The organism is Kitasatospora sp. Root107 (assembly GCF_001424875.1).
GTDB lineage: Bacteria > Actinomycetota > Actinomycetes > Streptomycetales > Streptomycetaceae > Kitasatospora.
In genome coordinates, this window is record NZ_LMCT01000003.1 from 122,451 (window position 1) to 132,928 (window position 10,478).

Here is a 10,478-nt window from a genome sequence, read left to right on the forward strand (position 1 = left end):
ATGAAGGCGCTCCCCCGACGGCGTGCTGCCGTCCTCGTCAACTCCGCGCTCGTGGTGGCCCTGCTGGCCGGGGCGGCGGTCGTGTACACCACCCTCGACAGCGGGACCAGTACGGCCGCCGGCAAGTCGCAGATCCGGTCGGCCACCGTCTCGAAGGGCACGGTCCTGGCCACGGTGTCCGGATCAGGGGCCCTGTCGTCACCGACCGATGCCGGACAGGACTTCGTCACCGGCGGGAAGTTGACCGCCGTGAAGGTCTCGGTCGGCGACGCGGTGAAGAAGGGCGACGTGCTGGCGACGGTGGCGACCACCGAGGCGCAGCAGCAGGTGGACGCGGCCAAGAAGGCGCTGACCACGGCTCAGGCGAACCTGACCAAGGCCGAGGCGGGGCAGAAGGTCACCACCAGCACGCCGGGCAAGACGGACACCAGGACCGGCCAGCAGGCCCCGGCGACCAGCACGACCACCACCGAGGTGGACGAGGCCCAGGTGGCGCAGGCCGAGCAGCAGGTGGAGACGGCGCAGACCAACCTCACCAATGCTCAGACCGCACTGGCCGGCACCACGCTGACCGCTTCGGTGGACGGCACGGTGGCCTCGGTCTCCGGCAAGGTCGGCGACACGGTGACCGGCAGCGGCACCAAGAGCACCGGCGGCACGAGCACCACCACCAGCTCCACCCCGAGCGGCTTCGTCGTGCTGACCAACCCCACCGGCATGCGGGTCACCGCGAGCTTCTCCGAGCTGGACTCGCTCAAGGTGAAGAAGGGCGCCGCCGCCACCGTCACGCTCAACGCCCAGTCCGACACCAAGCTCAACGCGACGGTCCTGTCGGTGAGTTCACTCCCGAACAGCAGCGGTAGCGGTGCCGGCAGCAGTAGTGCGGTGCAGTACAGCGCGGTCCTGCAGATCACCGGCGACACCAGCAAGCTCCGTACCGGCCTGAGCGCGACCATCTCGGTGATCACCGGGCAGGCCGACAACGCACTCTCGGTCCCGACCGCCGCGCTCTCCGGCACCGGCAGCTCCCGCACCGCGACCGTGGTCAAGGCGGACGGCAGCACCGAGCGGGTCAGCGTGAGCGTCGGCATCGAGGGCGACAGCACCGTCCAGGTGCTGGAGGGGCTGAGCGAGGGCGACCAGGTCCAGTTGGTCAGCACCACGGTCAGCGGCGGCAACGGCTTCCCGAGCGGCAACTTCCCCGGCCTCGGGGTGGCCGGCGGCGGCGGCCAGACCGGCGGCGGAGGAGCGCGTACCGGTGCCGGTAACGGCGGTACGGGTGGCGGACGTTGATGACGAGCAAGCCCCCGGTCATCCAGCTCCGCAGCGTCGCCAAGCGCTACGGCCACGGTGACGCCACCGTGCACGCGCTGCGCGGCCCGGACGGCCCCGACGGCAGTCCGCTCGGCGTCAGCCTCGACATCGACGAGGGCGACTTCGTTGCGGTGATGGGCAGTTCGGGCTCCGGCAAGTCCACCTTGATGAACATCCTGGGCTGTCTGGACGTCCCGACCTCCGGCCGCTACCTGCTGGACGGCACCGACGTCGGGCACCTGGACGAGCAGCAGCTCTCGCTGGTCCGCAACCGCAAGATCGGCTTCATCTTCCAGTCCTTCAACCTGGTGCCGCGCACCACCGCGCTGGCCCAGGTGGAGCTCCCGCTCGCCTACGCGGGCGTCCGCTCCGCCGAACGCCGCCGCCGTGCGCTGGCCGCACTGGAACGCGTCGGCCTGGCCGACCGGGCCGGGCACAAGCCGAACGAGCTCTCCGGCGGCCAGCAGCAACGCGTCGCGGTGGCCCGGGCGTTGGTGACGGCCCCGGCCATGCTGCTGGCGGACGAGCCGACCGGCAACCTGGACAGCCGCTCCACCGACGAGGTGCTCACCATCATCGAAGGACTCAACCGGACCGGCCGGACGATCGTCCTGATCACCCATGAGGACGAGGTGGCCGAACGCGCCAGACGCGTGATCCGCCTGGTGGACGGCGCCGTCGCCTCGGACGTCCGGCAGGGGGTGTCGGTGTGATCGCCTGGCAGATGATCCGCTTCGCCTTCGGCGGCCTGGCCGCGAACAAGGTCAGGTCCGCCCTCACCATGCTCGGCGTGCTGATCGGGGTGGCCGCCGTGATCCTGCTGCTCGCGGTCGGCAACGGCTCCTCGGTCGCGGTGAAGAACTCCATCACCGCGCTCGGCACCAACTCACTCACCGTCAGCTCCAGCAACCTGCGCGGTTCGGCCACCGCCGCCAAGCCGCTCACGGTCAACGACGCCAAGGCGCTGGCCGAGGCGCAGGCCCCGGCCATCAAGTCCGTCGCCCCGGTGGTCACCACCTCGGGGACGGCGCTGTACGGGGACATCTCGCACGCGCCCGGGTCGATCGTCGGCACCTACCCGGCGTACTTCGAGACCGCCAACCAGAAGATCGCCAAGGGCGACTACTTCTCCAACGACGACGTGCTCAACTCCCGCAAGGTGGCGGTGATCGGCTCCACCACCGCGACCCAGCTGTTCGCCGGCGAGGACCCGGTCGGCAAGCGGATCGTGATCGGCGGCACCCCGTTCACCGTGACCGGGGTGCTGCAGACCAAGGGCAGCAGCGGCTTCAACGACCCGGACGACGTGGTGATCGCCCCGCTGCCCACCGTGCAGAACGCGTTCACCGGCTTCGGCTCGGTGAACCAGATCCTGGTCCAGGCGAGCAGCGCCGAGTCGACCACCGAGGCGCAGGCCGAGATCAGCCGGGTGCTGCTCGGCGCGCACGCGATCACCGATCCGACCAAGGCCGACTTCCGGGTCAGCAACCAGACCTCGCTGCTGACCGCCCGGGAGTCCACCACCAAGACCTTCACCGTGCTGCTCGGTGCGGTGGCCGCGATCTCGCTGCTGGTCGGCGGGATCGGGATCACCAACATCATGCTGGTCACGGTGACCGAGCGGACCAGGGAGATCGGCATCCGCAAGGCGCTCGGCGCTCCCCGGGCGGCTATCCTCGGCCAGTTCCTCACCGAGTCGACCCTGCTCTCCGTGCTGGGCGCGGGGCTCGGGGTGGCGGCCGGTCTGTTCGGGGCCCGGTTCACCATCGTCGGCATCACCCCGGTGGTGATCCCCGAATCCGTTGTCGGGGCGTTCGCGATCGCGGTCGCCATCGGCCTGTTCTTCGGCAGCTACCCCGCCAACCGGGCCGCCGCGCTGCGCCCCATCGACGCCCTCCGCCACGAATAGGAGCCACCATGACCACCGAGACTCCGAAGACCGACGACCCGCTCGCCACCCCGCCCGACGCCCGGGACGTGACCGCCGAGCTGGCCGCCGCACCCCGGCGCCGGCTGCCCTGGCCGACCCTGCTGCTCTCCGGTGCCGTGCTCGCCACCCTCGCCTTCGCGGGCGGCGTCCAGTACCAGAAGAGCAACAGCACCCCGTCCAACCAACGGGCGTCGGCCCCCAACCAGCAGCAGGGCGGCCAGAACGCGTACGGCGGCGGCAACCGCCGGGCCCAGAACGGGGGCGGCACCGGCACCACGGGAGGCAGCCAGCCCGGCTTCACCCGGGGCACCGTCAAGGCGGTGGACGGCGCGACCGTCTACCTGACCGACGCCAACGGGAACACCGTCAAGGTCACCACCACCGACGCCACCAAGGTGCAGCTCGCCAAGGAGGGCAAGGCCGCCGACCTGCAGCCCGGCCAGACGGTCACCGTGGTCGGCACCCCGGACGCCTCCGGCGGCTACGCGGCCACCCAGCTCACCGAGGGCGCCGCGCTGGGCGGTTTCGGCGGCGTACGCCCCGGCGCGGGAGCCTCGCCCACCGGCTGACTGTCATCTCATCAGGTCCTCATCAACCGGACGTACGCTGCCCGGGCTATCGTCCATGGAGGACCAAGCCCGACCGGGAGGCGGATCAGCAGTGCAAAGGACAGCGAGCACGACCATGAGCCCGACCAGCACCGCCACCGGTGAGGCGTACCTGCTGGTGGTGGACGACGAGCCGAACATCCGCGAACTGCTCTCCGCCTCCCTCCGGTTCTCCGGTTTCCGGGTGGCCTCGGCCGCCACCGGCGAGGAGGCGCTCAGCTCGATCGCGGCCGAGCGGCCCGACCTGGTGGTGCTCGACGTGATGCTCCCCGACCTGGACGGCTTCACGGTGGTCGAGCGGCTCCGCGAGCAGGCCCAGTGGCCGCAGCCGGTCGACAACGTGCCGGTGCTCTTCCTCACCGCCAAGGACGGCACCACCGACAAGGTGCACGGTCTGGCGGCCGGTGCGGACGACTACGTCACCAAGCCGTTCAGCCTGGAGGAGCTGATCGCCCGGATCCGGGCGATCCTGCGCCGGGCCGGCGGGCCGGTCGAGGACGGCCGCCTGACGGTCGGTGACCTGACCCTCGATCCGACCGCGCACGAGGTGACCAGGGCCGACCAGCCGATCGGGCTCTCGCCGACCGAGTTCAAGCTGCTGCACTACCTGATGGCCAACGTGAACCGGGTGGTCTCCAAGGCGCAGATCCTCGACCACGTCTGGGCCTACGACTTCGGCGGCGACCTCTCCATCGTCGAGTCGTACGTCTCCTACCTGCGCCGCAAGCTCGACTCGGGCCCGGCGCACGGCCCCAAGCTGATCCACACCGTCCGCGGCATCGGCTACGCGCTCCGCCGCCCGCTCTGAGATGTCCCGGCTCTCGCTCCGCACCCGGCTCCTCCTGCTGACCGTGCTCCTGGTCGCCACCGGTCTCGCGGCCAGTGACGTGTTCGTGCTCGCCACCGTCCGGGGCAATCTGGTGGACCGCGCGGACGAGCAGCTCCAGCGGTTCGGCGAACCGCTCTCGCAGCGCGATCCGGTACGCGTCACCGACACTCGCCCGTTCAATCAGGCGACCGGCCGCCGGACCGCCCCGGCCCTGCCCAGCCAGTACCTGGTGCAGTTCCTGGATGCGAACGGCAGCGTCGAACAGGTGCTCCGCGAGCCGATGGGCGACGCCGACCCAGGCCCCCGCCTCACCGGCCTCGGCCCGCTCAAGCATCCCTTCGACGCCCCCGGCGAACTCGAGGGCCACCGCTGGCGGGTGCTGATCCTCCCGCTCACGAAGAGCGCCCCGTCCACCCCGCAGTACGTGCTGACAGCGATCTCGCTCGACGACGTCGACTCCACCGTCTCCCGGCTGGAGACCTCCTTCCTCGTCATCGGCGGCGTGGTGCTGCTGCTGATCACCGCGCTCGGCGCCGTCGCCGTCCGGGCCGGGCTGCGCCCGCTGTCCCGGATCGAGCAGGACGCCGAACTGATCGCCACCGGCGGTCTCTCGCACCGGATCACCCAGCCCCCGACCAGCACCGAGGTCGGCCGGCTGACCGCCGCGCTGAACAGCATGCTCGGCCAGCTCGAAGCGGCGTTCGCCGCCCGGGCCCGCTCGGAGACCCGGATGCGGCGCTTCGTCGCCGACGCCTCGCACGAGCTGCGGACCCCGCTCGCGGGCATCCGCGGCTTCGCCGAGCTGCACCGGATGGGAGCCCTGCAGGACACCGACCGTGCGATGGACCGGATCGAGTCCGAGGCGATCCGGCTGGGCACCCTGGTCGAGGACCTGCTGACGCTCGCCCGGCTGGACGAGGAGCGTCCGCTCGACCTGGCCCCGATGGACCTGCGCACGCTGGCGGCCGACGCCCTGCACGACCTGACCGCGCTCGACCCGGGGCGCCCGGTCTCGCTCACCGGCCCGGCCGGCGCCGGCAGCCCGCAGGCCGCCCCGGTGCTCGGCGACGAGGCCAGGCTCCGCCAGGTGGTCACCAACCTGGTCGGCAACGCCGCGAAGCACACCCCGCCCGGCACCCCGGTCCGGATCGGCGTCGGCCGGACCGCCACCCACTGCCTGCTCGAAGTGGCGGACTCCGGAGCCGGTCTGACCCCGGATCAGTCCGCCCAGATCTTCGACCGCTTCTACCGTGTCGACCCCTCCCGCAGCCGCCAGGACGGCGGCGGCGCCGGTCTCGGTCTGGCCATCGCCCACGCCCTCACCAGCGCGCACCACGGCTCCCTCACGGTGGAGTCCGGCCTGGGCGAGGGTGCGGTCTTCCAGCTCCGGCTCCCTCCGGCCTGACTCGCCCCACCCCGGTGTTCGAACCGAGCTAAGCATCGTGGATACTCTCCTTGTGAACGTGTTCACGTTCACAAGCGGACAAGCTTCGATGGCATATCGGCATGATTCTGCTAAAGATGATCTTTGTCCGTTATACGTGAGAAATCACCGGCCGAAGAGAGGGCGAAGTGGAGCTAGCAGTCGCTCACGAGACCATCGCGCGATGGCAGTTCGGGATCACCACCGTCTACCACTTCCTCTTCGTCCCGCTGACGATCAGTCTGGCGGCCCTGGTGGCAGGACTGGAGACGGCCTGGGTCCGGACCGGCAAGGAGAAGTACTTCCACGCCACCAAGTTCTGGGGCAAGCTCTTCCTGATCAACATCGCCATGGGCGTGGTCACCGGCATCGTCCAGGAGTTCCAGTTCGGGATGAACTGGTCCGACTACTCCCGCTTCGTCGGCGACGTCTTCGGCGCTCCGCTCGCGATGGAGGCGCTGATCGCCTTCTTCTTCGAGTCCACCTTCATCGGCCTGTGGATCTTCGGCTGGGACAAGCTGCCGAAGAAGATCCACTGCGCCTGTATGTGGATGGTCGCGATCGGCACCCTGCTCTCCGGCTACTTCATCCTGGCGGCCAACTCCTGGATGCAGCACCCGGTCGGCTACGTCATCGACCCGGTGACCGGAAAGGCCCAACTCACCGACATCGCCCGGGTGCTGTTCCAGGACACCACCGTGGTCGTGGTCCTGCACACCATCACCGCCGCCTTCCTCACCGGCGCCGCCTTCATGGTCGGGATCAGCTCCTTCCACCTCTGGAAGGCCAAGCGCAGCAACACCCCGGACCCGAAGAAGACCGCCGTCATGCGGACCTCCCTCCGGCTCGCCCTGGTGGTCGCCGTGATCGCCGGCCTCGGCACCGCATTCAGCGGCGACAGCCTGGCCAAGGTGATGTTCCGTCAGCAGCCGATGAAGATGGCCTCCGCCGAGGCCCTCTGGGAGACCGAGGCCCCGGCCCCGTTCTCGATCTTCGCGGTCGGTGACGTCAACGAGGGCCACAACTCCGTCGCCCTTGAGGCCCCGGCGATACTGTCCTTCCTCGCCAACGGCGACTTCACCTCCGCCGTCCCCGGCATCAACGAGACAGCCGCCGCCGAAGCCGCCAAGTACGGCGGCGACCCCAAGGACTACATCCCGAACATCTTCGTCACCTACTGGGGCTTCCGCCTCATGATCGGTTTCGGGATGACCTCCTTCGTGGCCGCCCTGATCGGACTCTGGACCACCCGCCGCAAGTTCTGGCTGGCCCCCGAACGCCGCACCGCCGACGACGAAGTGCCCAGACTCATGCTCACCAGGAACCGTGAGATGAACGGCTTCCTCACCAAGTGGAGTTGGCGGATCGGCATCCTCACCATGGGCTTCCCGCTGGTCGCCAACAGCTTCGGCTGGATCTTCACCGAGATGGGCCGTCAGCCCTGGGCCGTCTTCGGCCTGATGACGACCGCCTCCGCGGTCTCCCCGAACGTCAGCGTCACCACCCAGGTGATCGCCCTCTCCACCTTCACCCTGCTCTACGCGATCCTCGCCGTGATCGAGGTCAGACTCCTCGTCAAGTACGCCAAGGCGGGCCCGGTCACCACTGAGGAACCCCCCACCGAGGACCCGACCCTGCGCCCCGGGCCCGAAGACGCCGACAAGCCCCTCGCCTTCGCTTACTGAGGACTCCCGATGCAACTCCACGACGTCTGGTTCATCCTGATCGCCGTCCTCTGGATCGGCTACTTCTTCCTCGAAGGCTTCGACTTCGGCATCGGCGTGCTGACCAAGCTGCTCGCCCGGAACACCGCCGAGCGCCGGGTCCTGATCAACACCATCGGCCCGGTCTGGGACGGCAACGAGGTCTGGCTGCTCACCGCCGGCGGCGCCACCTTCGCCGCCTTCCCGGACTGGTACGCCACCCTCTTCTCCGGCTTCTACCTCCCGCTCCTGATCATCCTGGTCTGCCTGATCATCCGAGGGGTGGCCTTCGAGTACCGCGCCAAGCGCACCGAGGAACGCTGGCAGCGCAACTGGGAGCAGGCCATCTTCTGGACCTCCCTGCTGCCCGCCTTCCTCTGGGGCGTGGCCTTCGCCAACATCGTGAACGGCGTCGAGATCGACGCCGAGAAGAACTACATCGGCACCTTCTGGGACCTGCTCAACCCGTACGCCGTCCTCGGCGGCCTGGTGACCCTCAGCCTCTTCACCTTCCACGGTGCCCTGTTCGCCGCCCTGAAGACCGTCGGCGACATCCGTGCCCGTGCTCGCTCGACGGCCCTCCAACTCGGCCTGCTCACCGCCGTGCTGGCCCTGGTCTTCCTGGTCTGGACCCAGTCCGACAGCGGCAACACCTGGAGCCTGATCGCCCTGGTGATCGCCGTCGTCGCGCTGCTCGGTTCGCTCGCCGCCAACCAACTGGCCCGCGAGGGCTGGGCGTTCATCCTCTCCGGGATCACCATCACCTCGGCCGTGGCGATGCTCTTCCTCGCCCTCTTCCCCGACGTGATGCCCTCCACCCTGAACCCCGAGTGGTCGCTCACCGTCAGCAACGCCGCGTCCTCGGCCTACACCCTCAAGCTGATGACCATCGTCGCGGCGGTCTTCACGCCCCTCGTGCTGCTCTACCAGTCCTGGACCTACTGGGTGTTCCGCAAGCGGATCGGCACCCAGCACATCCCGGCTGCGCACTGACCATGCGCCCCGTCGACCCCCGCCTCCTCAGCCAAGCCAGGACCACCCGCGCCTTCCTCGCCGGATCCGTACTCCTCGGCGGGGTCGGCGCGGTCCTCACCGTCCTCCAGGCGAGCCTGATCGCCGACATCGTCGTCAGCGCCTTCCAGCAGCACACCTACTCCCTCACCACCCCCCTCACCCTCCTCGCGGCCACCGCCCTCGGCCGCGCCGCGGTCGCCTGGCTCACCGAACTGACGGCCCATCGCTCGGTCGCCCGGGTGAAGTCCACCCTCCGCCGCCGCCTGCTCGACCACGCCACCGCGCTCGGCCCCGGCTACCTCTCCACCCGCCGCACCGGCGAACTCACCACCCTCGCCACCCGAGGTGTCGACGCCCTCGACGACTACTTCGCGCGCTACCTCCCCCAGCTCGCGCTCGCCGTCGTCGTCCCCGTCATCGTCCTGCTCCGGATCCTCGGCGCCGACCTCACCTCCGCCGCGATCATCGCCGGCACCCTCCCCCTCATCCCGCTCTTCATGGTCCTGATCGGCCTGGCCACCCAGAGCCTGATGGACCGCCAGTGGAGCTCCCTCTCCCGGCTCAGCCACCACTTCCTCGACGTGGTCGCGGGCCTCCCCACCCTCAAGGTCTTCAACCGCGCCAAGCACCAGGCCGCGACCATCGCCCGGATCACCGACGACTACCGCAAGGCGACCCTCCGCACCCTCCGGATCGCCTTCATCAGCTCCTTCGCCCTGGAGCTGCTGGCCACCCTCTCGGTCGCCCTGGTCGCCGTCTCCATCGGCTTCCGCCTGGTCAACGGCACCCTCACCCTCGAAACCGGCCTCCTCGTCCTGATCCTGGCCCCCGAGGTCTACTTCCCGATCCGCCAGGTCGGCGCCCTCTACCACTCCAGCGTCGAGGGCCTCTCCGCCGCCAACGAGATCTTCGAAGTCCTCGAAACGCCCCTCCCTACCCCCGGCACCACCCCGGCCCCCGACCTCCGTACGGCCACCATCACCCTCACCGCCCTCACCGTCGCGGACCGCCTGCCCCCCACCACTCTCACCCTCACCCCCAACTCCGTCACCGCCCTCACCGGCCCATCCGGCTCCGGCAAGACCACCCTGCTCTCCACCCTGCTCGGCTTCACCACCCCCACCGCCGGCACCATCCACATCGACGACCACGACCTCACCACCCTCGACCCGACCACCTGGCACCGCCAGATCGCCTGGGTCCCCCAACATCCCCACCTCTTCGCCGGCACCGTTGCCGACAACATCCGGCTGGCCCGCCCCGACGCCACCGACGAGGACCTCCACACCGCCCTGGCCGCCGCCCACGCCACCGACTTCGCCGACCTCACCATGACCCTCGGCGAGAACGGCGCCGGCCTCTCCGCGGGCCAGCGCCAGCGCCTCGCCCTGGCCCGCGCACTCCTGACGGACCGTCCGCTCCTGCTGATGGACGAGCCCACCGCCAACCTGGACAGCGCCGGCGAACAGGCCATCGTGGCCACCCTCCAGGCCATGAAGAACCGCACCGTCCTCTTCATCGCCCACCGCCCCGCCCTCCTCGCCACCGCAACAGACCACCACCACCTCGAAACACCCACCCCCACCCCCACCACCCCCACCACCCCCACCACCCCTGAAGGGCGAGAGGGTCTGCTGCGGGAGGGGGCGTTGGACGG

General features: G+C 69.9%; 9 protein-coding genes. All 9 read left to right on the top strand.

The genetic code is table 11. The annotated features are described in order from the left end of the window. Entirely contained in the window at window positions 1–1,293 is a 1,293-nt protein-coding gene (locus tag ASC99_RS05110) for an efflux RND transporter periplasmic adaptor subunit (protein ID WP_057228711.1), read from the top strand. Continuing rightward, window positions 1,293–2,027 carry an ABC transporter ATP-binding protein gene (locus tag ASC99_RS05115; RefSeq protein ID WP_057228719.1) on the top strand — a complete coding sequence of 245 codons (735 nt, stop codon included), beginning with the start codon at window positions 1,293–1,295 and terminating at the stop codon, window positions 2,025–2,027. The genes ASC99_RS05110 and ASC99_RS05115 overlap by 1 nt, the downstream gene beginning before the upstream one ends. Then, window positions 2,024–3,223: an ABC transporter permease gene (locus ASC99_RS05120; RefSeq protein ID WP_157531376.1), complete on the top strand. Its 1,200-nt coding sequence runs from the start codon at window positions 2,024–2,026 to the stop codon at window positions 3,221–3,223. The genes ASC99_RS05115 and ASC99_RS05120 overlap by 4 nt, the downstream gene beginning before the upstream one ends. Window positions 3,224–3,231: 8 nt before the next feature. Next, window positions 3,232–3,813, top strand: coding sequence for a DUF5666 domain-containing protein (locus tag ASC99_RS05125; protein ID WP_057228721.1), 582 nt, complete (start codon window positions 3,232–3,234; stop codon window positions 3,811–3,813). Window positions 3,814–3,928: 115 nt separating this feature from the next. Then, window positions 3,929–4,660, top strand: a complete 732-nt coding sequence (locus tag ASC99_RS05130) for a response regulator transcription factor (protein ID WP_057228723.1) — start codon at window positions 3,929–3,931, stop codon at window positions 4,658–4,660. A 1-nt stretch (window position 4,661) separates the two neighbouring features. Next, window positions 4,662–6,086: a cell wall metabolism sensor histidine kinase WalK gene (locus ASC99_RS05135; RefSeq protein ID WP_057228725.1), complete on the top strand. Its 1,425-nt coding sequence runs from the start codon at window positions 4,662–4,664 to the stop codon at window positions 6,084–6,086. 167 nt (window positions 6,087–6,253) lie between these two features. Beyond that, the gene (locus ASC99_RS05140) at window positions 6,254–7,789 is read left to right on the top strand and encodes a cytochrome ubiquinol oxidase subunit I (protein WP_057228727.1); all 1,536 of its coding nucleotides are present in this window, start codon (window positions 6,254–6,256) and stop codon (window positions 7,787–7,789) included. A 9-nt stretch (window positions 7,790–7,798) separates the two neighbouring features. Next, window positions 7,799–8,800, top strand: coding sequence for a cytochrome d ubiquinol oxidase subunit II (cydB, locus tag ASC99_RS05145; RefSeq protein ID WP_057228730.1), 1,002 nt, complete (start codon window positions 7,799–7,801; stop codon window positions 8,798–8,800). A gap of 2 nt (window positions 8,801–8,802) precedes the next feature. Then, a partial coding sequence (gene cydD / locus ASC99_RS05150; protein WP_082598086.1) for a thiol reductant ABC exporter subunit CydD occupies window positions 8,803–10,478 on the top strand: 1,676 nt, incomplete at its 3' end.

Coding starts and splice junctions, on each gene's coding strand:
- ASC99_RS05110 (WP_057228711.1), top strand. CDS start 1: ATGAAGGCGCTCCCCCGACGGCGTGCTGCCGTCCTCGTCAACTCCGCG.
- ASC99_RS05115 (WP_057228719.1), top strand. CDS start 1,293: ATGACGAGCAAGCCCCCGGTCATCCAGCTCCGCAGCGTCGCCAAGCGC.
- ASC99_RS05125 (WP_057228721.1), top strand. CDS start 3,232: ATGACCACCGAGACTCCGAAGACCGACGACCCGCTCGCCACCCCGCCC.
- cydB (WP_057228730.1), top strand. CDS start 7,799: ATGCAACTCCACGACGTCTGGTTCATCCTGATCGCCGTCCTCTGGATC.
- ASC99_RS05130 (WP_057228723.1), top strand. CDS start 3,929: ATGAGCCCGACCAGCACCGCCACCGGTGAGGCGTACCTGCTGGTGGTG.
- ASC99_RS05135 (WP_057228725.1), top strand. CDS start 4,662: ATGTCCCGGCTCTCGCTCCGCACCCGGCTCCTCCTGCTGACCGTGCTC.